Here is a 23,179-nt window from a genome sequence, read left to right on the forward strand (position 1 = left end):
CGCAGATGTTACTTACGGGGAAACCGCGCGTACGCCCGGGCTCCGGTTCCGGCCGAGGCGGTCGGTGACGGGTGCGAAGGCGGGCTGTCACGGGAAACACAAAACGCGCGCCGATGTGCGGCGTGCGTCCTGATTCCTGCTGAGTGTCCGAGGGGAGACGGACCGGATCGAGAAGTATCCGCCTGCCCTCTTGAGAATGCGCTCATCTGAATGAGAGTCACAGCTGACTCAATGAGTGCTCGAGCGGTGGCCGCCGGGTTGCTGCACCGGCGCTGTCGTCCCCCGACGCCATCGCAATGGCACTCTTCGCTGGCAGCCCCCTACCTGCGGACATATCCAGGGAGGGAAATGCTGTAATGGCGATATGGCCAAATTTCGCCTGCCGCGAGCGAAGACCCGCTCGCGGTCGTTGCGAGCCAAGCGCAGTGCGCGCACACTCGCCGGCCAGATGTTCGCCCTGCAGGTGGCGATGGTGCTGCTGCTCGTCGCCGCCGCCGTCGCTTCGCTCGTCGTCCAGGCGCGAAGCCTCAGTGAGCGCGAGGCCCGTAACCGTTCCGTCGCCGTCGCTCAAGCGGTCGCCCACTCCCGGGGGATCGTGGCCGCGCTCCAGTCCGACAACCCGACCGCGTTGCTGCAGCGCCCGGCCGAAGCCACCCGGAAAACGACCGGCGTGGACTTCGTTGTCGTCATGAGCACCGAAGGGATCCGGTACACCGCCCCCAGGGCGAACCTCATCGGGAAGCACTTCATCGGCACCATCGAGCCGGCGTTGGCCGGTGACGTCGTGACGGAGACCGTCAACGGCACCGCCGGAACCGTCATCCAGGCCGTCGCCCCCGTCACCGACGCCAAGGGCTCGGTGGTGGGCCTGGTCTCCGCCGGCTTCACGGTGAAACGTGTGAGCGGTGTCGTCATGCATCAACTGCCGCTCGTGTTGAGTGCTGCAGCCGCGGCACTCGCGTTGGCCACCGCAGGCGTAGCGCTGACGAGCCGGCGGTTGCGACGCCAGACTCATGGGCTGGGCCCTACCGAGATGACTCGCATGTACGAGCACCACGACGCGGTGCTGCACTCCGTGAGGGAGGGCGTCCTCATCACCGGGGGCGACGGGCGGTTGCTGCTGGTCAATGACGAGGCGCGACGGCTGCTGGACCTGCCCAAGGACTCGGAGCGGCGCCATGTCGCGGACCTCGGCCTGGATCCGCGCATGACCGAGTCGTTGATCTCCGGGCAGGGGGCGACCGATGAGGTTCACCTGGCGGGTGACCGACTGCTGGCGGTGAACGTGCGGCCGACCGCTCCCCACGGCGGACCGGCCAGCAGCGTGATGACGTTACGGGACACCACAGAGCTGCGAGCGCTGGCGGGCAGGGCGGAGGCCGCGCGGGAGCGGCTGCAGTTGCTCTACGACGCGGGGGTGCGGATCGGCACCACGCTGGATGTCGTGCGTACCGCCCAGGAACTCACCGAGGTGGCGGTCCCACGCTTTGCCGACGTCGTCACCGTCGAGCTGCTGGAGCCGGTCCTGCGGGGCGACGAGCCCGCTGAGCGGAGCACCGAGATGCGCCGCGTGGCCGTCAGCGGCGTCCTGGACTCGCCGCTCGACTCGGTGGGTGAACTCATCAGATTTGCGCCTACCACGCCGATGGCGTCGAGCGTGGCGAGTGGCCGAGCGGTCCTCGAGGCCGATCTCGGAACGGCGGACGGCTGGCAGGCTCAGGACCCCGAGCGGGCACGGCAGGTCCTGGGCTGTGGCATCCGCTCGCTGATCAGCGTGCCTCTGCAGGCGCGAGGCGTGGTGCTGGGGCTGGCCGACTTCTGGCGCCTGGAGAGCACCGGGCCGTTCGAGGCGGAGGACCCGTCCTTCGCCGAGGAGCTGGCGGCGCGGGCGGCAGTGGCGATCGACAACGCCCGCCGCTACACCCGCGAGCACACCATGGCCGTGACCTTGCAGCGCAGTCTGCTGCCGCGGGAACTGCCCGAGCAGACAGCGCTTGAGGTGGCCCACCGGTACCTGCCGGCCCAGGCCGGGGTGGGCGGCGACTGGTACGACGTCATCCCGCTGCCCGGCGCCCGGGTCGCCCTGGTGGTCGGCGACGTGGTCGGCCACGGTCTGCACGCGGCGGCCACCATGGGCCGGTTGCGCACAGCGGTGTACAACTTCTCCGCTCTGGACCTTTCCCCCGACGAACTGCTGAGTCACCTGGACGAACTGGTTGCGCACCTGGACGCCGACGAGGCGTTCGAGGGCGAGAGTGACGGCATTACTGGCGCCACCTGCCTGTACGCGGTCTACGACCCGGTCTCTGGGGTGTGCACCATCTCTCGCTCCGGCCACCTGGGCCCTGCCCTGGTCCATCCCGACGGTACCGTCACCTTTCCCGACATCCCCCTCGCGCCACCTCTTGGTCTCGGTGGCGGCCTGCCGTTCGAAACCGCTGCATTGCGGCTACCGGAGGGCAGCCAACTGGCCCTGTTCACCGACGGGCTGGTCGAGAATCGTTACCGTGACCTGGACACCGGCCTGGGCCTTCTACGAGACGCTCTGGCACACCCCGACCGCACCCCGGAAGAGACCTGTCAGGCAGTCTTCGACGCCCTGCTGCCCGAGTGCCCCGGCGACGACATCGCCCTGCTGGTGGCTCGCACCCAGTTGATGGAATCCGGTCAGGTCGCCGACTGGGAGGTCCCCTCCGACCCGGCGGCCGTCGCCCGCATCCGCGCGGCGTGCGCCGAGCGGCTGGAAGCCTGGGGGTTGGAGGAGATCTCCTTCGTCACCGAGCTGGTCGTCAGCGAGCTGGTCACCAACGCCATCCGGTACGGAACACAGCCCATCAACCTCCGCCTGCTCCATGACAGAAACAGCCTGATCTGCGAGGTCGCTGACGGCTCCAGTACCTCCCCGCACCTGCGCCGGGCGGCCACCGCCGACGAGGGCGGCCGCGGCCTGTTCCTCGTCGCCCAGTTCGCTCAGCGCTGGGGCACCCGTCACACCGCCCGCGGAAAGATCATCTGGACCGAACAAGCTCTCCATGACGGAGCAACAGAACCCAGCACCGACCTGACCGACATCCTTCTCGAGCAATGGGACGAGTAGTCCAGCCGCACACGCCGCTGCAGTCGTCTGGCCTCCCCCTTGCCGTCGTGGCGGCGCGCGCAGGGTGCCGATTCATCAGGCCCTCGCCGTCGCCGGTGCCGTCATCGTCCACAGCTCCACCTCGTCCGCGGGCAACGCGTCCAGCCCCCAGTCGCGGGAGAACAGGCCCTCGTCGCGGTCCGCCCACAGCAGCTTGGTGCGCCAGTGCAGGCTCGCCTCCTCGGTGATGCCCATCGCGCCGTGCAGCTGGTGCGCGGTGCGGGTCACCTCCGTGGAGACGGCCGAGGCCACCTCGCGAGCCGTGATCAGCGCGAAGTGCAGCGAGCGCTCGTCTTCGGCGCGGAAACGACGGCGTGCCTCGTGGACGGCCGTCTCCAACTGCCGGAGTGATACGGCCAGTTCGCCCGCGACCGTGCGGACCGCTGGGATCTTGATGAGTGGGCGGCCGAACTGGACGCGCTCGGTCACATAGCGGCGTGCCTCGGCCACCGCGCCCTCCGCGGCCCCGAGGATCTCCTGGAGCAGGAGCAGTTCGGCGACGTCCGCCACCCGGGGCGGGAGTGCCTCACCGGCCTCACCACCCCTCTCACCCGTTTTGTACACGAGTGTGTACGGGCGGCCCGCCAGGTCCACCTTGTCCGCGGTGCCGCCACCCGGGGGCGTGGATACCGTGCCGTCGGCGGCGACCAGCGCCGTCGCGGCCGGCTCCCACACCCCGTACGCCGTGGGGTGGACGGCGATCGCGTCGGCGGGCAGCGCCTCGGCGGCCGCGTATCGCGCCACCAGGGTCTGGCGCAGTGGCAGGGCGAATCCCGCGCGGGCGAGTGCGGTCACCGCGCCGCACGCGGCGTCCAGCAGTTCCCGGCTCTCGGGCGAGCCCGGGGCGGTGAGGTCGGCGTCGTCGAGGATGCCGGTCCAGCCCAGCTCCACGGCGGTGTGCCACTGGGCGCGGAAGGCGTCCGTGCGGGTGAGGTCCTCGCCGGCCCGGGGACGGGGCCAGTCGGTGACGACCTCGCGGACCGCCTCGTCCAGCGCCAGGTCGAACTCGTCGGTGGTGCTCATCACTTCTTGCCCTTCGCGATGACGGACAGCATGACCTGGGCGGCCCCGCCACGGATGCCGGAGGCCGGGGACGCGGCGACGGCCTGGTCGTACAGCGCGCGGATGCTCCGGTCGGCGCGCGGCATCAGCGGGCGCGCCCATGCGATGACGTCCCTCTCGAACTTGTTGCCGAGGTACTTGCTCATCGCGGCATGGGTGCTGGGGGTGTGTCCGGCGTCCATGGCGCGGGCGTTCTCCAGAGTCCAGCGGCGCAGGACCTGCAGCCGGCCGGCAAGTGCCCGCAGTTCGCGTCGGGCGGTGTCGTCCGCAAGGTTGGCCCGGAGCACGGCGGTGAGCAGCGGATACGTGGACAGGAACCGCTCGGGGCCGCCGCGCTCGAAGGACAGCTGGCCCACCACCTGTGGCCAGCCCGCGCCGATGTCGCCGATCACCCAGCGGCCGGGGACGTGCACGTCCTCCAGCACCACTTCGTTGAAGTGGTGCTCTCCGCGCAGGTCGAGGATCGGGGAGACGGTGATGCCCGGAGAGTCCATGGAGACGATGAACTCGGTGAGCCCGGCGTGCTTGTCCTCTTCCTGCGAGGTGCGGGCCAGCAGGTACAGGTGGGTGGCGCGGTGGGCGCCGCTGGTCCAGATCTTGCGGCCGGTGACGCGCCAGCTGTCGCCGTCTCGGACCGCTTTGGTGCGGACGGCGGCGAGGTCGGATCCGGCGTCGGGCTCGCTCATGCCGAGGGCGAAGCGGTACTCGGCACGGGCCAGTGGGGGGCAGAACTCCTCCTGGAGTTCGCGGGTGCCGTGGCGCAGGAGGGAGGGGCCGATCTGCCGCTCGCCGACCCAGTGGGCGGCCACCGGTGCCCCGGCGCGCAGCAGCTCCTCGCTGACCGCGAAGCGGTCCACGTTGGTGCCCTCGGCGCCGCCGAACTCCTTCGGCCAGGTCACCGCGAGCAGGCCGCGGCGGCCCAGCTCCTGGCTGAAGTCGGGGTCGTAGCCACTTGCCCAGGAGTCGCAGCGGGGGGTGAAGTCCCACTCGGCGACCAGGTCGCGCACGCGGCGGCGCAGGTCCTGGCAGGTGTCGGTCAACTCGCTCACTTCCCCTCGAAGCGCGGGGTGCGCCTTTCCAGATACGCGGCCATGGCCTCGGCGGAGTCCGCGGTCGACTGGACCACTGCCTGGTGCGAGGCGATGAGGTCGAGGGAGGTCCGCAGGTCGGCGTGTTCCCCGGCACGTACCGCGCGCTTGATCAGCTGGACGGCGACGGGCGGCTGGGCGGCGAGCTGCGTCGCGAACTCCTCGAGGCGGTCGCGGAGGTCGGCCGCCGGATGGACCTCGTCGACCAGGCCCCACTCCAGGGCCTGGCCGGCGTCGACGAACTCGCCGGTCCACAACAGCCGCAGGGCCTTGGAGCGGCCGACGATGCGCGGCAGGTAGTGGCAGCCGCCGTCGCCGGGGACCAGACCCACGCGGACGTACCCCTCGGAGAGGCGGACGGTGTCGGAGGCGATGCGGTAGTCGCACATCAGCGCCATGTCCATCCCGGCGCCGACGGCCACGCCGTTGACCCCGGCGATCAGGGGCTTGCTGAGGTCCTCGACGGCACGGGCGACCGGGTGGACGTGGTCGGTCATCAGCCGACGGCTCGCCAGCGGCGAGTCGGTCCCTTCGGCCAGCCCCGCCAGTTCGGCGCCCGCGCAGAAGGCGTCCCCGTTGCCAGTGACGACGACCACGCGGACGTCGTCGTCGGCCTGGAAGGCGCGGTACGCCTCCGCCCAGGCGCGCAGCATCTGGGCGGTGAAGGCGTTCTTGCGCTGTGGGCGGTCGAGGACGATCCAGCCGACATGGTGTTTGGTGTGGACCTGGAGGCCGGTGCCTGCGTCGGTCATGTGTGACTCCTCGTCATGGTCTCGCGACGGCTCGGGGCCGCGCGGTGGTGCGGGATTCCCTGGACGGGAATCCGGGGTGTCGCTGCGGCCGTCCGGTGCGGGCCGCACCGGACGGATCAAGAGGCCCAGACGGGCCGGCGCCGCTCCAGGAAGGACGCGATGCCCTCGCGGGCCTCATCGGTGGCGAGCAGCCGCGAGGCGAGATCTGTCAGGGCGTCGGCGTCCCGGTCGAAAAACCGCCGCACCTCGGCGGTGGTCAGGCGCTTCGTCGCGGCGAGGGCGTTCGGGGCGGCGGAGCGCAGCCCGTCGAGGACGGGTGCGAGCGCCGTGTCGAGGCCGTCCTCGGGGGCGAGCGTCACCAGGCCGATGCGGGCTGCCTCCGCGGCGTCGAACCGTTCGCCGGTCAGGAGATAGCGCGACGCGGCCCGCGGGTCGAGGCGCGGCAGGACGGTCGTGGCCAGCACGGCGGGTGCGAGGCCGAGCAGCACCTCCGTGAACGCGAAGCTCGCCTGTGGCCCGGCGGCCACGATGTCGCAGGCGCCGAGCAGCCCGATGCCCCCGGCCCGGGCGTGCCCGGCCACGCGGGCGACCACGGGCTTGGGCGACTCGACGATGGTGCACAGGAGTTGGAGGATCCGCCGGGCTCCTGCCGCCGGGGCGTGGTCCGGGTGGCGGGCTTCGTCCAGGTCGATGCCGGCGCAGAAGGTGGTCCCGGTGTGGGTGAGGAGCACTGCCCGTACGTCGAGGTCCTGCGATGCCCTGGTCACCTCGTCGGTCAGTTCGGCGACGAGGCGGGCGGAGAGGGCGTTGCGGTTGTGCGGCGAGTCAAGGGTGAGCGTGGTGACGCCGTCTTTGTCTGCGCGGCTGACCAGAGGAGTTGTCGTCATGTTCGTACGGCTCTTTCGGGATGGCGGGCTGCACCGGGTGGCCCTGGCGGACATTCCGACGTGGGGATTACTCGGGCAGCGGGGCGCGATGGGTCTCACGGAGGGTGAGGACGGTGATCAGGGTGACGGCGGTGCAGGCCACGACGTACCAGCCGAACCAGTTGGCATGTCCGGCCGATTGCAGTGCGGTGGCGATCATTGGCGTGGTGCCGCCGAAGATGGCCACGGACAGCGAGTACGGGACGCTGATGCCGCTCACCCGGACCCGCGCCGGGAAGATCTCCACCATGACCGCCGCTGCGATGGCGGTCGAGCAGCTGAGCAGGAGCAGCCCCGTGACCTGGACCAGGATCAGGCTCTGGACGCTGCCGATGGCACCCAGCAGCGGCACGGTGCCCACGATGAAGCCGACCGCGTAGATGAGCATCAGCGGTTTGCGGCCGATTCGGTCGGACAGCATCCCGACCAGCGGCTGGGCGATGGCGAACCCCACCAGCGACACCGTCGCCGCCGTCAGCGCCTGCCCCTTGTCGATTCCGCCGGAGGTCACCGCGTACGCGGGGAGGTAGGCCGTCCAGGTGTAGAAGGCCACCGCCGGGCCGACGATGATGCCAAAGATCTGGAAGGTCTGGACGGGGTAGCAGCGAACGAACTCGAATACCCCCGGGCGCTCGACCCCGCCGGTCCTGATGTGCCCGGCCTGGGCGGAGGTCTCCTCGGCGCCGCGGCGGATCCACCAGCCGACCACGGCGAGCAACGCGCCGGTGCCGAACAGGAGCCGCCAGCCGTAGTCCTCCATCGCCTGCTCGCCGAGAGTGGCGATGAGCAGGCCGCCCGCACCGGTCAGCGCGATCTTTCCGATGTTCGATCCGACGTACAGGAAACTCGAGTACAGCCCGCGACGGTGGGACGGCGCGGACTCCACCATGAACGCCGACGCCGCGCCCCACTCACCGCCGGTCGACAGACCCTGCACCAGTCGGGCGACGACGAGCAGGACCGGTGCGAGCACGCCGATCTGGTCGTAGGTGGGGGTGAGGGCGATCAGCAGGCTGCCGCCGCCCATCAGCGCGATGGACAGGGTCAGCGCGGCGCGGCGGCCGTAGCGGTCGCCGAACGTGCCCAGGGCCAGTCCGCCGAAGGGCCGGGCGAGGAAGCCGACGGCGAATACCCCGAAGGTGGCGAGTAGCGGCACCAGGCTCGAGTCCGAGTTCCTGGGGAAGAACTGGTCGGCGAAGAAGATCGCGAGGTAGGCGTATGCCGACCAGTCGAACCACTCGACGAGATGGCCGATGGTGCCGGCGATCAGCTGTCGCCTGCGGTTGGTCACCTTCGTCGTCGAAGGGCTGCTCGGGGCAGCGGTCACGTCGGTCATGGGGAGCGGTCCCGTCTGTGTGACATGGAGATGCAGGGGAGGGGAGACCTGCGAGGGAGGTGGTGAGGCGGCTCGGTGGCTCTGGGGCGGGAAGAGGGGTACCGCGTTCCGGGAGCCGGGGAAGCGTTCTGATCTGCTTCCGTGAGACGGCTCTGGCCTGTGGCGATGGGGTTCTCCGCGAGCCCTGGGGGATTCGGCCGGTGCCGAGCTCTGGGGCGGCCCGACGGGTCAGCCGACCGGGGACGATTCGGGTGTCGTCGTGAGCAGGGCGGGGTCGAAGCCGACCTCGGTGAGCACCTCTTCGGTGTGCTCGCCGACGTGCGGGCAGTGCCGCCACAGCCGGCCCGGCGTGCGGGAGTAACGGACGGGCGGTGCGATGTACCGGTAGGCGCCCTCGCTCGGGTGCTCGACGGTCTGCAGCAGCCCGCCTTCCTGGGCGTAGCTGCTCTCCGCGGCCTCCTGGAGGCTGTGCACGGGGTGGGCGGGGATGCTCACCCGGTCGCAGAAGTCCTGCCACTGGGCGTTGGTGAACTTCGGGGTCACTTCGCGTACGTACGCGTAGAGCTCGTCGGCGTGTGCGACCCGCTGGGGCATGGTCGTGAAGCGGGGGTCGGCGGCCAGGTCGGGGCGGCCGGCGTGAGTGAAGAAGTCGCGCCAGTTGCGGTCGTTGTAGGGCAGGACGCACATCCAGCCGTCGGCCGTCGGACACGCCTTGCGTTCCTTGCTGAGCACGCGCGTGTATCCGTAGCCGGGCTCTTGCACCGGATCCAGCGAAGCGCCGGCGAGATGCTCGACCAGGTTGAAGGCGATCATGGTGTCGGCCATCGGGACCTCCACATGCTGTCCGGCGCCGGTGCGGTCGCGGTGGCGCAGCGCGGCCAGTACCGACTGCACGATCACCAGGCCGCAGACCTTGTCCGCCAGGAGCGTCGGTACGTAGTACGCGCCGCCGCTCACCTGCTCGTTGAGTGACACGAGCCCAGAGGCGGCCTGCAGTATGTCGTCGTAGGCGGCGTTGTCGCCCTGGGGCGAATCGCTGCGGAAACCTTGGGCGTTGGCATACACCAGGCCCGGATTGACGGGGGCCACGTCCTCGTAGCGCAGCCCGAGTCGCTGCAGGGCCTGGGGGCGGACGTTGGTGATGAACGCGTCGGCGGTGCCCAGGAGCGCGAGGAGCGCGTCCCGACCGGCCGGGGTCTTCAGGTCCAGCCGCACACTGCGTTTGTTGCGGTTGAGGTTGAGGGTGGCACCGGCCATGCCCTCGTGGCGCCGGGGCTCGAAGTGGCGGGTGGGGTCCCCGCCGGGGGCCTCGATCTTGATGACGTCCGCGCCGAGGTCGCCCAGTTGGGCTGCCGCGTACGGCCCCATGATCACGGTGGCCAGTTCGACGACCCGCAGGCCGGCCAGCGGCCCGCCGTTCGCGTTCTCGTCCCCGGCTGCGTCGTTCCTGTGGTGCTGTGGCGACATGCCTCGCGCCTCCTGCGTCCCTTCAGGAGCCCGGTCCCGCCAGCTGGACCGGACTGTGCTTGGGCCACAATTCAAGGCAGGGTCATTCATTGATCGCCAATACTTCTTCTAGGGTTATTTATATGGCGGAGAGTATGGATCTGACGCAGCGCGTTCTGGAGCAGTTCGTGGTTCTGGCGGAGGAGCGGCACTTCGGGCGGGCCGCCGAGCGGCTTTCGATGAGTCAGCCGCCGCTCAGCCAGGCCATCCAGCGCCTGGAGCGGCGCCTCGGGGTGACCCTTCTCGAACGCAGCACCCGCGCCGTCCGGCTCACCCCGGCCGGAGAGGCCTTCGCCCAGGACGCACGGCACCTGCTGCAGGCGCAGCACGCGGCGGTCGAGCGTGCGCGCAGAATCGACCACGGCACCGAGGGAGAACTGCACCTCGGCTTCGTCAGCGGTCTCGCCTACGCCTCCCTGCCGCGCGTGCTGCGCGCGATCCGGGAGCAACTCCCCGGAATCCGGCTCCACTTGCACCAGCACACCTCCGTCGAACTGGCCGCCATGGTCCGCTCCGGCCGCCTCGACCTGGCCTTCGTCCGCGGACCGCTCGCGGACGCCGACGCGCTGGACGTCCACACGCTCGCGGCCGAGCGGCTCGCCGTGGCCCTGCCCGAGGGTCACCCCCTTGCCGACCACGCATCCCTGCGCCTCGCCGACCTGGGCAACGAGGACTTCGCGCTGCCCTCCCCGACGGCCCTCGCGGGCCTGGCGGAACAGGTGACGTCGGCCTGCCGCGCGGCGGGCTTCGCCCCGCGCGACGCGGCGCGGGCCGACAGCCTCCCCGGCCTGCTCAGCCACGTCGCGGCGGGGAACTGCGTCTGCCTCGTGCCGGAGCAGGTACGCGACAGCGCCCTGCCCAAAGTGGCCTTCCGCACCCTGAAGGACACCTCGGGGAACCTCGCCCTGAGCGTCCTCGCCGTGACACGCGCGGGGCAGGACGATCCAGCGGTGCACCGCATCCTGGCCCTCCTCGAGATGCGGAGCTCCGGCGGCTGACGAGCGGGGACGCACGGACTGAGCAGCGCTCCGAACGGAGCAGTGCTCGGACTGCCGGCGTCGCGGTCGCGGTGGTTTGTCGACGGCGGAACCCGTGCCAGTACGCCGTCAACAAACCACTGTTAGGGCGTGTCCGCAAAGTCCCGTCGTTCGCCCGAAGGGCGGGCTCTGCGGCGTCTGGTGCGTGCTCTCGGCGTGCCGGGTACAAGCCCTCGTACTGGACGTACTTGGGTTTGTGCCCGGTGCGGCGAGTGGGGGTCCCCCCTGCTCGAAGAGCTTGGGGGAGCGTGCCAGGCGTCGCGGAGCAGGCGGGACTTTGCGGACACGCCCTAGGCGTTCCCTGCGCGGGTCCATCCCTGGAGAGCGCCGTAGTAGGCCGCAGTCAGGCGGCTGATCGCAGCCTCTTCGGTCAGCCCGGTGCTGATCAGGTCCAGAACGTCGCGGGCATCGAACATCACGTTGCACAGGAACAGCGCGTGATCGAAGTGCTCATCGGGGATGTCCAGGTGCCGCATCACACCGCGAATGGGGCGCTCCAAGGCGTCGCGGACCGGAGTGAGCACTTCGTCGTTGTCACGCAGCCGAGTCAGGAAACCTGTTCGCGATCGGATTTGGACCATGGCAGTCCCGTAGCTGCGGAGCAGTCGAGCCCATTCCGCGATGACGTCCTCGAACAGGGCAGGGCCGCTCTTGAGGCAGTCGTGGCTGTAATCGCGCAGCTGGATGGTGACACCGACCATGTAAGCGGTGAGCAGCTCGTCGAGCGACGGGAAGTACCGGTACGCCGTGGCCACGGACAATCCGGCTCGCTCCGCGATGACAGGCATGGCCGCCGCGCTGGGCTCTGTTCTGAGGATCTCTCCCGTGGCGTCCATGAGCTTGCGCCGGTTGCGGAGCGCGTCACGGCGCGTTCCGCGGCCGGCACCGCGCTCGTTGTGTGTGGCCGTCAGCGGATCCTCCTCGTGCGACCTCCCAGACAGTGAGACTGGGCTCTTAATTGACCTTGAGGGTACCGCGCGCACCTTCGGGCACGTCAAGCCGCCCAATCGTTCAGTTCAAGCAGGTAGACGTCCTATGCAGCGGTGGGCGGAGGTCTTGACACGGCGACTCAAGGTCCTCATTGTTGCGGCAACTGATACTGGTCTCGCAGTTTGAATCGGCTTCGGAGGACGGCATGTGCGGGACGCTGGACTTCGTCGCGGACCTCGGGGGCAGCGTCTGCGCTGCCCGGACAGGTGAGGGTCAGGCGCTTGACGCGGTCGTGTCATTGGCTGCTGCCACGTGCGCACAGGTCGTCGATCTCGGTGCGGGGTCATCGCAAGGGAAGTCCCAGGACACCTCAAACTCCCGAGGGCATGGCGACGGTCGCCGGTGCTGCGTCGACGCGGTTTCTCGATGGTTAGCCCGTTGACTGCGGTCCAGCTCTAGCTCCACTCGTCGCCTGACCTGTCGATGCCAGGTTCTGCCCCCGGCTCGATGCCAGGCTCCGTCCCTCCGGGCGGCGTCCACGCCGGCTGTCGGCTGGCAGTTCTTTTCGCTTTCTCACGATCTCAGTGGAGGACCTTCATGAAGAGAGCCGTTGCTCTGGGCGCGGTCTGTACGGCCGTCGCCCTCACCCTCTCGGCCTGCGGCTCGGGCACATCCGCGAAGAGCGCCCCATCCGGAAACCCGCTGTACGACAAGCTGCCGAAGAGCGTCCAGGACGCGGGCACGCTCAAGATCGGCGGAAGCGCCACCATCGCGCCTTACCTCTACCAAACCGGTTCCAAGGTCGTCGGGTTTGAGAAGGACCTCATGGACGCCCTCGGAAAGGAGCTCGGCGTCAAGATCCAGTTCTCCGATACGGGCTTCCCCGCACTCGTCCCCGGGCTGCAGTCGAGGAAGATCGACGTCGCGATGGGGGACTTCACCGACACCAAAGAGCGCCAGCAAGCGGTGACTTTCGTCGACTACACCACGGGGTATCAGACCCTTTTCGTGCAGAAGGGAAACCCGAAGAAGCTTCGCAGCACCGATGACCTGTGCGGTACCTCGCTCGCCGCCGCGGTGGGCAGCCTGTCCGCCCAGCTCGCCGAGCGGGCGAACACCAAGTGCAAGGACGCCGGCAAGCAGGGTGTGAAGGTGCTGCAGCTGGAGGACGCGGCCGCGGCGATGATCCAGATGCGGACCAAGCGCGCCGACGCCATGCTCATCGACTTCGTCATCGGCCGCCACCTCGCCCGGACCAGCCAGTACGGTGACGTGGCCGGTGACCCGTTCTACCAGCAGTTCCACGGCGCGGCTGTGCGCAAGGACAACGGCGAGCTGCGCGACGCCCTCGTCGCTGCCTTCAAGGAGATCATCCGCAACGGCAGCTACGGCAAGATCCTCAAGAAGTGGGACATGCAGAAGCTGGCGATGTCCGCCCCGATCGTGAACGCGGCGAAGTCATGACCACCCGCACGGCTACGAGGGCCGAATCCGGTATCGACGAACTCGCCACGCTACGGATCGCGCCCGTCCGCAAACCCTGGCAATGGGGTGCGACCGCGATCGTGCTGGTACTGCTCACCCTGCTGCTCGCATCGGTCGCGGTGAACCCGAACATGGGCTGGCCGGTCGTCGCCACCTATCTGTTCAGCGCCGAGATCCTGCACGGAATCGGCTGGACCGTCCTGCTCACCGTCCTGTGCATGGCGCTGGCCACTGTCCTCGGCATCGTGATCGCGGTCATGCGCACCGCGGACAACCGAGTCCTGTCCGCAGCAGCCTCGCTCTACCTGTGGTTCTTCCGCGGCACGCCACTTCTGGTGCAGTTGATCTTCTGGTTCAACCTCGCCCTGGTGTTCCCGCTCCTGGGGCCGGCCGTCTTCTTCGGCGAGAGCGCCGGCGGCATCGACACCAACCAAGCGATCAACTGGTTCGTGGCGGCACTTCTCGGCTTCGGCCTCCACGAGGCCGCATACATGTCCGAGATCGTCCGGGGAGGCTTCCTGGCCATCGGCCGGGGCCAGACCGAAGCAGCCGAGTCACTCGGCATGACCGGCGGTCAGACACTGCGCCGCGTGCTGCTCCCGCAAGCGCTGCGGGTCATCGTGCCCCCGTCGATGAACCAGTTCGTCAACCTGTTCAAGGCCACCTCCCTGGTCGCCTTCATCTCCGGCCAGGACCTGCTCTCCTCCGTACAGCACATCTACGCCAACAACTACCAGGTCACTCCGCTGCTGATCGTGGCGAGCCTGTGGTACATGGTGCTCGTCTCCCTGGCCACCGTGGGCCAGCACTTCCTGGAGAAGAGACTCAACCAGGGCTACGGGCCAACGACCGCGAAGGGAGCCCACTGATGGCGGCCATGGTGCAAGCCCGGGGAATCAAGAAGTCTTTCGGGGCGCTGAGTGTCCTCAACGGCCTCGACTTCGATATCGAGCGCGGCGAAGTCGTGTGCGTGCTCGGCCCGTCCGGGTCCGGCAAGAGCACCCTGCTGCGGTGTGTCAACCACCTGGAGCGTCCCGACGCCGGTGTGATCAGTGTGGACGGCGAGGTCATCGGCTACCGCCGCTCCGGCAACCAACTCCACGAACTGCACGGCAAGGAACTCGCCCGGCAACGCAGCCACATCGGCATGGTGTTCCAGAACTTCAACCTGTTCCCGCACCGGACGATCCTGGACAACGTCATCGAAGGCGCGTGCGTCGTCAAGAAGGAACGACGCGAGACGGCCGGCGCCCGCGCCCTTCAACTCCTCGACCGTGTCGGCCTCGCAGACAAGGTCAACGCCTACCCCAACCACCTCTCCGGCGGCCAGCAGCAGCGCGTCGCCATCGCCCGCGCCTTCGCGATGCACCCCAAGCTGATGCTCTTCGACGAGCCCACCTCCGCCCTCGATCCGGAACTGGTCGGCGAGGTGCTGGCCGTGATGAAGGACCTCGCCCGGGACGGCATGACCATGATCGTGGTTACCCACGAGATCGAGTTCGCCCGCGACGTCGCCGACCGCGTCTTCTTCATGGACGGCGGTGTGATCGTCGAACAGGGCACACCACAAGACGTCATCGGCAATCCGCGCGCCCAGCGCACCCGCAACTTCCTCGCCCGCGTGAGCTGACCCCGGCACCCCGGCACCCCGGCCGACCACCCGGCTGCCGTCGCCCCGACCCGGCAGCGCGACACCTCCGGCGACCTGGAGATCAGCCGCTGGACGGGCGCGCCCGCCCACGCCAAGCCGCAGGCCTGAACAGGAGAGATGTATGCCACCCACTGTCACCGCACAGTCGCCCCGATTCGCCACCGCCGACGCCGTCGCCCGGATCGCGGCCGCCTCCCGCCGGACACAGCAGCCCCAGTCCCGCGCCGACCTCGTCTCCCTCGCCATGGGCGAACCGGACTTCGACACACCCCGCCTCGTCACCGAAGCAGCCCAGGCCTCGCTGCGCGCCGGACGCACCCACTACTCGCCACTGCTCGGCGAACCCGCACTGCGCGAGGCGCTCGCCCAGAAACTCACCGGAACCGCCAAGGCCCCGGTCAGCGCCGCGGACATCCTCGTCACCCAGGGCGGAACCGCGGGACTCGCCGCCTCGATCCTCGGCATCGTCAACCCCGGCGACCGCGTGGTCATCCCCGATCCCACCTACTCCCTCTACGCCGACCTGGTCAGCATGGCCGGAGGCATCGTCGTGCCCGTCCCGCTCGCACCGGACCTGCACTGGGACCTCGACCGGCTCGCCGACGCCCTCACCGACGCAAGGCTCTTCGTCTTCTGCAACCCCGGTAACCCGACGGGCATCGTGCACAGCCGCGAGGAACTCGAAGCACTCGCCAAGCTCCTCGACGGCACCTCAACGATCGTCATCTCCGACGAGGCGTACTCCGACCTCGACTACACCGGCCGCCCGTTCACCTCGGCGATCTCGATCGACGGCCTGCACGAGCGCACCGTGTACTGCCAGACCTTCTCCAAGAGCTATGCGATGACCGGCTGGCGTGTGGGATATCTGTGGGGGCCCTCTGCCCTCATCCAGGCCTCGGCCCGCATCCACAACACGTTCAACGGCTCCGTGAACACCTTCATCCAGGACGCCGCGCTGGTCGCGGTGCAAGACTGCGGCCAGGACGTGGCCCGCATGCGGGAGGCGTACGAACAGCGGCGCGAGATCATGCGTAAAGCGCTCTCCGAGATCCCCGGCCTCACGCTCAGCTCCCCCGAGGGAGCGTTCTACCAGTTCCCGCGCTACGACCTGGACCTGCCCTCTGTGGAGGTCGTCGCGGCACTGCATGCACACGGCGTCGCCGTCCGGCCCGGGAGCGAGTTCGGAAGCCAGGGCGAGGGGCATCTCCGGCTGTCGTACGCTGCCGGCCCGCAGTCCATCACCGAAGGGGTCCGTCGACTCGCCCAAGGCCTGGCGAGCCTGCAGTGAAGATCCGCCCTCTTCGAACGTGCGGGGCAGTGTGTCTGGCGCGACGTTCGTTGACCGTGCTCATGCTGATCGCGGGCGGGAGTCCGCGGTGTTGATCGCCTGACGGGGCGGGCAGGAGTGGTTTCTCCGACTCCTCCGCTCCACCCTCCGCGTGCCACTTGCCATCCGGTTCATGGTGGAGTCCGCAAGCCCGTGAACAGCTGACGGCGCTACTCGTGAACAGAGCCGCCGAGGTTCAGCTCTCGGCGCGAAGTGTGTCCATGTGGGTGCGTCCCCGGTCGGTGATGTGCCTGAGGGCATCTGCTCCAACCGTGGCATTGCCGCTCCTGATGGACTCGACGATGGCGCGATGGTCGGCGACCGAGCGGTCCAGGTTGCCGCTTCGCTCCAGATCGAGCAGGAGTTGATTGGCCATCAGTCGCTGCATGGGACTGCGGATCGCCAGCATGCTGCGCAGCAGGATGCGGTTGTGCGCCGCTTCGGCGAGCGCAATGTGGAACTCTCCGTCGGCTTCAAGGAACGCGGTGGTATCGCGGGCCGTCGCCATCTTGTCCACGATCGCGCTCAGGGCGCGAAGGTCCTCGTCGGTCCTGCGGGTTGTGGCGAGCTGGATGATCGCCGACTCGATGGCTTCGCGCGCCTCGATCAGCTCCATGTACTCCTCGACGTCCGAAGCCCCGAGCTGCCAGGGGGAGTATCCCTCCCTTCTGTCGGCGTCGACCACGAACGTTCCGACGCCGTGCCGGGTCTCGACCCAGCCGCGGACCTGGAGGGCGCGGATTGCCTCACGCACTGTGAGCATCGACGTGCCCGTGCTTGCCGCGAATTTGCGCAGCGACGGCACCGCGCTGCCCGGCGGCCAGGCGCCCGAGACGATCTTGCGAGTCATCTGCTCGACAAGCTCGTCGACCACGCTGACGCGCCTGACCTTGGAAAGTTCGGGTGCCTGCTTGCGCGGTCCGCGCCCTCGAGCGCGCGGCGCGCTTGCCGGGGTAGTTCCGTCCGGGTCAGCTGTGTCGGTCTTCCGAACAGTCATACAGGTAAGGGTAAGTGGTGGCTGGCAGTCGGCGAGCGGTTCCCGGCGGTCGGACAAGGAGAATCCCCAATCGTGACCCTTGACCTAACTGTTTAAAACACTTAAATTCTGTTCATGGCTTCCGCGGCCAAGAGCACCCGCGTCGGCCTGGCAGTGGTCGACGGCGTTGCAACGATCACCCTCGACGGTCCCTCGAACCACATTGCGCTTGACGAGAGCACCGCTGCGGCGCTGGTCGTCGATCTACATGCCGCGGCCTCGGGCCATGCGCTGCTCTCCGTCGGCCTCGTCCGACTGGAAGCCTGCGGCCTCGGCTGACCCGAACCGACACGGATCCGGGCACGCAGCGCGTTGCCGCGACTCATACATCGAATGCGAGGAATCTTCATGACCACGATCGCGCTGCTGCCCGGTGACGGGATAGGGCAGGAGATCCTGGAAGGCCCCGTCGCCTTCCTGAAGGAGCTGGCGGCAGAAGGCCTGCCGATCACCCTCACCGAGCCGCTGCCCTACGGAACCACCGGATGGATCGAGACCGGATCCGTCCTGCCGCCGGTCACCGTCGAGGCGTGCAAGAGCTCCGACGTCATCCTCAGTGGCGCCGTCGGAACTCACCCCGGTGTCTCCGCCACGGAATGTCCACGGCCCGAGGCAGCCCTCGGCCAGCTGCGCCAGATGTTCGACCTGCGGCTCAGCATCCGCACAGTCTGGGCCCCCGGTCGCGACGAGATGACCATCGTCCGCAACATCGTCGGGGGCGCGTATGTCGGTCCCGACCACCGCATCGAGAGCGACGGCACCACCGAAGCCGTCGACGAGATCCGCCTCAGCCCGATGCGGATCCGCGAGGTCCTCCAGACCGCAGCCGACTTCGCCGCCCTGGTGCCCGGCCGCCGCTACGTCAGCGTCGACAAGCAGAGCGTCTTCGCCACCTCCCGGCTGTGGCGAAGGATCGCCACCCAGGTCGCACAGGAGCGAGACGTCTCGTTCGAGCACCTGTACGTCGACAGAGCCGCCTTTGAGCTCGCACGCGGAGAGCGCTTCCCCGCCGTGCTGGCGACCGAAGGCATCTTCGGCGACATCCTCAGCGACATCGCCAGCGCCTGCGCGGGATCGCCGGCACTGTGCGGATCGGCGACCGTCAGCCCCGACCGCAAGTTCGGGCACGGCGCGACCGGCCTCTTCGAGCCCGCACACGGGTCCTCGCCCCATCGCACGGGCAGCCGACGGTCCAACCCCACAGGAGCCTGGCTCGCGCTCGCCGCGCTCGCCGACTGGTGCCCCGACCTTCAGCCCCTCGGCCTGGCATCCGTCATCCGCGCGGGCCTGGAGGAGGTCTACGCATCCGGCGTGCGCACGTACGACGTCGCTGACGCCGGTACGCCCGCAGTCGACCTGGACGAGTTCAACGCACAGGTCATCTCCACACTCCGCCGACTTCGAACCGAGACTGCTCCCGCCCCCGAGCACGCCAACTGACATGACCCGCAACGCACTGGCGCGAGCCGGCACAGCAGCACATGTGCGCGGACGCGGTGCTCTGGGCGGTGGAAGACCGGCCGCAGCTCCAGCACCGTTCTGAGCGACGGTGACAGCGGCGACCTGTAGCGCGACTAGCGAAACGATGTGCCGTTAAGCGGCACGCGATGGAAGAAGGATGGAATCCTCATGATTGATGGGCTGACCTTTTCGGACAACGACCAGATGGCTCGCCTCACGACGAATATGCGGGACTACGCATCCACGGTTCGTGAGAACTTGCGCGATGCCACGCGAAATGGCTACTTCCCCGTGGAAATCTATCGGGAGATGGGTGCGCGTGGCTGGCTCGCGCCCTTCGTTCCCGCCTCAGACGGTGGGATAGGCGGTGGAGTGGCGGAATACTGTGCCATTGCGGAGGAGGTCGCCTTCTCGGGGCTCGTCAGCCCGCAGATCGCCATTCAGGGGCAGCGGTGGCTTCTCGACTGGGGCACGGCAGCTCAGAAAGATCGGTACCTCGGCCCGATCTCACGCGGTGAGATCGTCTTCTCGGAGTCCATCTCCGAGCCCGGCGTGGGCTCTTCACTGAAGGAAATGCGGGCCACTGCGCGCCGTGACGGCACGGACTGGATCCTTCAGGGACGCAAGACCCACGTGAACCTCGGTCATCAGTCGGACGTGACCTTGATGTACGCGATCGCCGAGGAGGGGCTGACCGCCTTCCTGGTGGACACGAACTTGCCGGGATTCAGCTCGCGCGAGACGGCCCCGATCGGTGGACGCATGTTGCCGACGGCCGACATGGTGTTCGACGACGTCCGTGTGCCGGAGAGCGCCGTGCTGGGCAAGGCCGGCGACGGTATGAGCACCTTCTTCAGCACCTTCAACATCAGCCGCCTGGGCAACGCCTCCGAGGCCATCGGCGCTGCCCGCCGTGCTCTGAGTCTCGCCGTGACGTACGCCAAGGGACGGCAGGTCGGCACCCATCACGTCACGGACTTCCAGGGCATCCAGTGGATCCTGGCCGATCGCTTCTCTGATCTGTACGCCGCCTCGCTGGTGCGCGACAGGGCAGCCGCGCAGGCCGACGCGGGCCATGATCCGGCCTTTGAGACATCTCTGGCCAAGAAGCTCGCCATCGAGGCCGCGGAGCTCACCACAACCGACGTCTTCGCGCTGACCGGGGGACACGGCCTCTACTTCGAAGAGGAGTTCGGCCAGCTCATGCATGACGTCAAGGTGCTGCGGATCGGCGGCGGATCCCTCGAGGTGCTGCGCAACTACGTGGCGCGATGTGTGCTGCGCTCGCCGGCGGAGGTCGGACTGTGATCGAGAACCTGGCCCAACTGATCGAGTATCGGCGCGAGCGCTCTCCACGGCAGAGCTTCGGCGTCGCAGGGAGTCATCGACCGTTCGAGGAGGTCGCCGACCGAGCTGCGGGATTCGCTGAGATCCTCTCGGCACATGGCCTTGGCCGCGGCACACGGGTCGCGTTGATCGGCCGCAACTCACTGGCGTACCTGACGGCATGGGTCGGCCTCCAGTTGGCAGGCGCCGAAGCGGCGCTCGTCAATTCGACGTACGCCGACGACATGCTGGAGCAGATGCTGACGAACCTCGGGGTGGACGGCGTCGTGGTGGCCGACGTCAATCCCGTGCTCCGGCCCTGGTCCGGCACCGACCGCTACATCGATGCCTCACAGCTCGCCCACGGAACCGTGGTCGCCGGGGAGGCCGTCCTGACCGTCCCCGACCCTGTCGGAACCATGCCTGGGACGGGACGTGCTTCCTCTGACCTCGCGGGCTTCATCCACACCTCGGGCACCACCGGGCTGCCGAAGTTCTGTGCACTGAGCCACGAGTATCACCTCAGTCTCGGCCGCTTTATCGCCGACATGATGACGATCGGGCCTGACGACACGGTCTTCGCTCCCCTGCCCCTGTTCCACATCAACCCGCTCGGATACGGGATCGTGGGCGGACTCGTTGCTGGAGCGAACGCCCTGAGCGCTCCGCGATTCTCTGCGAATGCCTTTTGGACCCAAGTCAGGGACGAGGGTGTCACTGCGGCGATCCTTCACATCCCTCCTGTCGAGATCCTGAAGAAGAGGGCCACCCGCGAGGACGCACAAGGCCACCGTCTGCGCGTGGTCTTCGGTGCTGACGCGGAGTTCATGGAGCGCTTCCAGATACCTGTCGGGCTGTCGGGTTACGGATCCACGGAGGCGGCCGGGCTCACGCACTCCCGGGTCTGGCGTCGAGGCGAGGTGCCGGACGACGGGGCGCCCCTGAGAAGGTATGCCGGCGAGGCCAGACACGACGTGGAGTGGCGCCTTGCCGAGGACGGCGAGATCCAAGTGCGTGGGCGGCGCCCGCATGTCCTCTTCGACGGCTATCAGGTCGGCGACCAACTCACGTCCGTTGTGGACGAGGACGGCTGGTTCTCCACGGGAGATCTTGGCTCGCTCGACCCGGGCGGCGGTCTGGTCTTCCGTGAGCGGCGTGCTGAGTCCATCCGCGTCAAGGGCGAGTTCGTGCCCATCGACATGGTCGAGAAGGAGCTCTCCGACGTTCCGGGCCTGGCCGACTTCGCGCTGTGGAAAATCGAGGGTGACCTGCAGGACGACCAGGTCGTCCTGTACACCGAGGGTGCGCTGGTCGACCTCGACGTACTGCGGGCTGTGAGCGGTTCCCTCCCCGCCTTCATGCGGCCGGCCTACCTGATCCGGGTCGAGCAGCTTCCGCGAGACGAGGGTGTGGGAAAGGTCCGGAGGCGCCAGCTCCCGGATCTGGCCGAACTCGAGAGGATTGCGCTGTGAGCGGCTTCATCGACTTCCATGTGCACTCCGGCCCGAGCTTGATGCCGCGCCACCACGACGACCACGAGATCAGGTCGGTGGTCGAGGGCGCCGGAGTTGAGCGCTTCGTGCTCAAGGCGCACGAGGGATCGACTGCCGAACGCGCCACCCTCGTGGGAGGCGGCGCAATCGGCTCGATCGTGCTCAACTCACCGGTAGGCGGCGCGAACCCGGATGCCGTCGCGGTCGCGAGCCAACTTGGCGCCCGGGTGATCTGGATGCCCACCATCTCGGCTGAGGCACACATCCGCGGCTCCGGCCGGCCGGAGACCAGCGTCCACCAGCACCTCACCTTCAAGCCAGTGCCGGTCTGTCCTGATGGTGTGCTCCTTGAGGAGTGGTACGACGTCCTCGATCTCGTCGCCCGTGACGACCTCGTCCTTGCGTCTGGACACATCGCAATCGATGAGGCTGTTGAGGTCTTCACCGAGGCCCGGCGCCGGGGCGTGCAGCGGTTCCTGGTCAACCATCCCCTCCTCGGCCCTCTTGGCTGGAGGCGGGAGCACTTCGCGGTTCTGGCGGAACTGGGCGCCTACATCGAGGTGGGAGTCCTCGCCGATCATGTCGAGGTCGGCGTCACCGGACACACCGCGACCTCGGTAATTGCGGCGGGCTATCCCGAGGAACTGCTGATCTTCGGCAGCGACCTGGGGCATCGATCATTTCCCGATGCCGACCCCGGTATCGCCGACTGGGTCGCCGCCGCGGAGCCGCTCCTCGGCACCCGGAAACTTGACCGCATCATGACCGCCAACGGCGAGGAGCTCCTGTCGTGAACCACCCGTAGGACGCGCTGCTGGTCGGGCACCGCGACAACGGCGTAGTGGTGCTCACGATGACCGCCCCGAGGTGCGCAGTGTCATCTCGGACGAACCGCTGCTCTCGCTGACGGACGCATTCGACGGCGGAGGGCTACCGCCGTGGAATGCACCGGCTGATCGCAGCCGTGTTCGGTGCAGGCGTTCCGACCATCGCGGCCGTCAACGGCCGTGCGATGGGCACAGGCCTCGACCTCGCGCTCGCCTGCGACATCCGGCTTCACGACGCGGCGGTAACGCTGGCCGACCACATCGCAGACAACACCCCACCCGCAGTGCGCTACACGAAGCGACTGCTTGGGCAGCCCGTCCCCACGCTCGCCAAGCATGCTGGAACTCGCGGCGGTTGGCGAGGTCGTACTCCTCGGGGAAGCGGCAGCGGTAGTACGTCGTCTTGCCGGAGTCGTACGCCAAGCGGAGCCCGCGGACAAGGCGGAGATCTACCGCAAGCTCGGGCCCGCTCCCACCTACGACTCCGGCAAATAGAAAGTGCTGGTTGAGATGAATCTCAACCAGCACTCTGCGACAACCCGTGGGCTACCAGTGAGTGTCCGAGGGGGGACTTGAACCCCCACGCCCGATAAAGGGCACTAGCACCTCAAGCTAGCGCGTCTGCCATTCCGCCACCCGGACAAGGTGTCTGTCGACCGGCCGGAGCCTTGCCCCGCGGCGACACGGACAACAATACCAAGCTTTCGGAGTGCCTCTCACCTCACATATCCGCCCGCCCGTGCGGTGGTCGGGACGTCGATGGGTGGCTGTGGGGGACGTCCTGGGGTGCCCAGTGA

At 68.4% G+C, this 23,179-nt stretch carries 20 protein-coding genes, 1 tRNA gene and 1 pseudogene; 13 read left to right on the forward strand and 9 right to left on the reverse strand.

The features are described 5' to 3' along the window. Positions 1-448 precede the first annotated feature (448 nt). Positions 449-3,097, forward strand: coding sequence for a SpoIIE family protein phosphatase/ATP-binding protein (locus HUT18_RS31020; protein WP_176103824.1), 2,649 nt, complete (start codon positions 449-451; stop codon positions 3,095-3,097). Between the two features lie 75 nt (positions 3,098-3,172). Here the strand turns inward: HUT18_RS31020 and HUT18_RS31025 are convergent, their stop codons facing one another. The 6 genes from HUT18_RS31025 to HUT18_RS31050 all read right to left on the reverse strand — a co-directional run bounded on the left by HUT18_RS31025 (position 3,173) and on the right by HUT18_RS31050 (position 9,767). Then, positions 3,173-4,159, reverse strand: coding sequence for an acyl-CoA dehydrogenase family protein (locus HUT18_RS31025; RefSeq protein ID WP_176103825.1), 987 nt, complete (start codon positions 4,157-4,159; stop codon positions 3,173-3,175). Beyond that, positions 4,159-5,247, reverse strand: coding sequence for an acyl-CoA dehydrogenase family protein (locus tag HUT18_RS31030; RefSeq protein WP_217710531.1), 1,089 nt, complete (start codon positions 5,245-5,247; stop codon positions 4,159-4,161). Before HUT18_RS31030 ends, HUT18_RS31025 begins: the two co-directional genes overlap by 1 nt. Beyond that, positions 5,244-6,038, reverse strand: coding sequence for an enoyl-CoA hydratase/isomerase family protein (locus HUT18_RS31035; RefSeq protein ID WP_176103826.1), 795 nt, complete (start codon positions 6,036-6,038; stop codon positions 5,244-5,246). The genes HUT18_RS31030 and HUT18_RS31035 overlap by 4 nt, the downstream gene beginning before the upstream one ends. A 116-nt stretch (positions 6,039-6,154) precedes the next feature. Continuing rightward, positions 6,155-6,925, reverse strand: a complete 771-nt coding sequence (locus HUT18_RS31040; RefSeq protein ID WP_176103827.1) for an enoyl-CoA hydratase family protein — start codon at positions 6,923-6,925, stop codon at positions 6,155-6,157. A gap of 67 nt (positions 6,926-6,992) precedes the next feature. Then, complete coding sequence (locus HUT18_RS31045; RefSeq protein ID WP_176103828.1) at positions 6,993-8,300, reverse strand: MFS transporter; 1,308 nt, start codon at positions 8,298-8,300, stop codon at positions 6,993-6,995. A gap of 228 nt (positions 8,301-8,528) precedes the next feature. Continuing rightward, complete coding sequence (locus tag HUT18_RS31050) at positions 8,529-9,767, reverse strand: CaiB/BaiF CoA-transferase family protein (RefSeq protein ID WP_176103829.1); 1,239 nt, start codon at positions 9,765-9,767, stop codon at positions 8,529-8,531. 122 nt (positions 9,768-9,889) lie between these two features. Here HUT18_RS31050 and HUT18_RS31055 point away from each other — a divergent pair, with 122 nt between their 5' ends. After that, entirely contained in the window at positions 9,890-10,804 is a 915-nt protein-coding gene (locus HUT18_RS31055; RefSeq protein WP_254878887.1) for a LysR family transcriptional regulator, read from the forward strand. 329 nt (positions 10,805-11,133) lie between these two features. On the opposite strand, the gene HUT18_RS31060 is transcribed toward HUT18_RS31055, so the two are convergent. Next, positions 11,134-11,679: a TetR/AcrR family transcriptional regulator gene (locus HUT18_RS31060; protein WP_176103830.1), complete on the reverse strand. Its 546-nt coding sequence runs from the start codon at positions 11,677-11,679 to the stop codon at positions 11,134-11,136. Positions 11,680-12,370: 691 nt separating this feature from the next. Between HUT18_RS31060 and HUT18_RS31065 the strand changes: the two genes are divergently transcribed. The 4 genes from HUT18_RS31065 (at position 12,371) to HUT18_RS31080 (ending at position 16,200) form a co-directional block, all read left to right on the forward strand. After that, on the forward strand, positions 12,371-13,237 hold the full coding sequence (locus tag HUT18_RS31065) for an ABC transporter substrate-binding protein (RefSeq protein WP_176103831.1): 867 nt from the start codon (positions 12,371-12,373) through the stop codon (positions 13,235-13,237). Beyond that, entirely contained in the window at positions 13,234-14,127 is an 894-nt protein-coding gene (locus HUT18_RS31070; protein ID WP_176103832.1) for an amino acid ABC transporter permease, read from the forward strand. The genes HUT18_RS31065 and HUT18_RS31070 overlap by 4 nt, the downstream gene beginning before the upstream one ends. Beyond that, complete coding sequence (locus tag HUT18_RS31075; RefSeq protein WP_303246567.1) at positions 14,127-14,888, forward strand: amino acid ABC transporter ATP-binding protein; 762 nt, start codon at positions 14,127-14,129, stop codon at positions 14,886-14,888. Before HUT18_RS31070 ends, HUT18_RS31075 begins: the two co-directional genes overlap by 1 nt. Before the next feature lie 142 nt (positions 14,889-15,030). Next, complete coding sequence (locus HUT18_RS31080; protein WP_176103833.1) at positions 15,031-16,200, forward strand: pyridoxal phosphate-dependent aminotransferase; 1,170 nt, start codon at positions 15,031-15,033, stop codon at positions 16,198-16,200. A gap of 235 nt (positions 16,201-16,435) precedes the next feature. Here HUT18_RS31080 and HUT18_RS31085 read toward each other — a convergent pair whose 3' ends face one another. Then, on the reverse strand, positions 16,436-17,236 hold the full coding sequence (locus HUT18_RS31085) for a FadR/GntR family transcriptional regulator (RefSeq protein WP_176103834.1): 801 nt from the start codon (positions 17,234-17,236) through the stop codon (positions 16,436-16,438). A 114-nt stretch (positions 17,237-17,350) separates the two neighbouring features. Here HUT18_RS31085 and HUT18_RS31090 point away from each other — a divergent pair, with 114 nt between their 5' ends. From HUT18_RS31090 to HUT18_RS34060, 7 genes and pseudogenes are all read left to right on the forward strand, one after another. Beyond that, positions 17,351-17,554, forward strand: a complete 204-nt coding sequence (locus tag HUT18_RS31090) for a hypothetical protein (protein ID WP_176103835.1) — start codon at positions 17,351-17,353, stop codon at positions 17,552-17,554. Between the two features lie 69 nt (positions 17,555-17,623). Then, positions 17,624-18,715 (forward strand): isocitrate/isopropylmalate family dehydrogenase, encoded by a 1,092-nt coding sequence (locus HUT18_RS31095; RefSeq protein ID WP_176103836.1) that lies wholly within the window; start codon positions 17,624-17,626, stop codon positions 18,713-18,715. A gap of 189 nt (positions 18,716-18,904) precedes the next feature. After that, positions 18,905-20,044: an acyl-CoA dehydrogenase family protein gene (locus HUT18_RS31100; protein ID WP_176103837.1), complete on the forward strand. Its 1,140-nt coding sequence runs from the start codon at positions 18,905-18,907 to the stop codon at positions 20,042-20,044. Further along, positions 20,041-21,534, forward strand: a complete 1,494-nt coding sequence (locus tag HUT18_RS31105) for an AMP-binding protein (RefSeq protein WP_176103838.1) — start codon at positions 20,041-20,043, stop codon at positions 21,532-21,534. The genes HUT18_RS31100 and HUT18_RS31105 overlap by 4 nt, the downstream gene beginning before the upstream one ends. Then, positions 21,531-22,349, forward strand: coding sequence for a DUF6282 family protein (locus tag HUT18_RS31110; protein WP_176103839.1), 819 nt, complete (start codon positions 21,531-21,533; stop codon positions 22,347-22,349). The genes HUT18_RS31105 and HUT18_RS31110 overlap by 4 nt, the downstream gene beginning before the upstream one ends. A 137-nt stretch (positions 22,350-22,486) precedes the next feature. Next, a pseudogene (locus HUT18_RS34055) lies at positions 22,487-22,612 on the forward strand (enoyl-CoA hydratase-related protein); the annotation flags it as partial. A gap of 106 nt (positions 22,613-22,718) precedes the next feature. Continuing rightward, entirely contained in the window at positions 22,719-22,877 is a 159-nt protein-coding gene (locus HUT18_RS34060) for a hypothetical protein (RefSeq protein ID WP_254879134.1), read from the forward strand. A gap of 62 nt (positions 22,878-22,939) precedes the next feature. Here the strand turns inward: HUT18_RS34060 and HUT18_RS31120 are convergent. Next, positions 22,940-23,024 (reverse strand) — tRNA-Leu (locus HUT18_RS31120). Positions 23,025-23,179 lie beyond the last annotated feature (155 nt).

This window comes from Streptomyces sp. NA04227, from assembly GCF_013364195.1.
Classification (GTDB): domain Bacteria; phylum Actinomycetota; class Actinomycetes; order Streptomycetales; family Streptomycetaceae; genus Streptomyces.

Coding starts and splice junctions, on each gene's coding strand:
- HUT18_RS31020 (WP_176103824.1), top strand. CDS start 449: ATGTTCGCCCTGCAGGTGGCGATGGTGCTGCTGCTCGTCGCCGCCGCC.
- HUT18_RS31025 (WP_176103825.1), bottom strand. CDS start 4,159: ATGAGCACCACCGACGAGTTCGACCTGGCGCTGGACGAGGCGGTCCGC.
- HUT18_RS31035 (WP_176103826.1), bottom strand. CDS start 6,038: ATGACCGACGCAGGCACCGGCCTCCAGGTCCACACCAAACACCATGTC.
- HUT18_RS31040 (WP_176103827.1), bottom strand. CDS start 6,925: ATGACGACAACTCCTCTGGTCAGCCGCGCAGACAAAGACGGCGTCACC.
- HUT18_RS31045 (WP_176103828.1), bottom strand. CDS start 8,300: ATGACCGACGTGACCGCTGCCCCGAGCAGCCCTTCGACGACGAAGGTG.
- HUT18_RS31050 (WP_176103829.1), bottom strand. CDS start 9,767: ATGTCGCCACAGCACCACAGGAACGACGCAGCCGGGGACGAGAACGCG.
- HUT18_RS31055 (WP_254878887.1), top strand. CDS start 9,890: ATGGCGGAGAGTATGGATCTGACGCAGCGCGTTCTGGAGCAGTTCGTG.
- HUT18_RS31060 (WP_176103830.1), bottom strand. CDS start 11,679: ATGGACGCCACGGGAGAGATCCTCAGAACAGAGCCCAGCGCGGCGGCC.
- HUT18_RS31065 (WP_176103831.1), top strand. CDS start 12,371: ATGAAGAGAGCCGTTGCTCTGGGCGCGGTCTGTACGGCCGTCGCCCTC.
- HUT18_RS31070 (WP_176103832.1), top strand. CDS start 13,234: ATGACCACCCGCACGGCTACGAGGGCCGAATCCGGTATCGACGAACTC.
- HUT18_RS31075 (WP_303246567.1), top strand. CDS start 14,127: ATGGCGGCCATGGTGCAAGCCCGGGGAATCAAGAAGTCTTTCGGGGCG.
- HUT18_RS31080 (WP_176103833.1), top strand. CDS start 15,031: ATGCCACCCACTGTCACCGCACAGTCGCCCCGATTCGCCACCGCCGAC.
- HUT18_RS31085 (WP_176103834.1), bottom strand. CDS start 17,236: ATGACTGTTCGGAAGACCGACACAGCTGACCCGGACGGAACTACCCCG.
- HUT18_RS31090 (WP_176103835.1), top strand. CDS start 17,351: ATGGCTTCCGCGGCCAAGAGCACCCGCGTCGGCCTGGCAGTGGTCGAC.
- HUT18_RS31095 (WP_176103836.1), top strand. CDS start 17,624: ATGACCACGATCGCGCTGCTGCCCGGTGACGGGATAGGGCAGGAGATC.
- HUT18_RS31100 (WP_176103837.1), top strand. CDS start 18,905: ATGATTGATGGGCTGACCTTTTCGGACAACGACCAGATGGCTCGCCTC.
- HUT18_RS34060 (WP_254879134.1), top strand. CDS start 22,719: ATGCTGGAACTCGCGGCGGTTGGCGAGGTCGTACTCCTCGGGGAAGCG.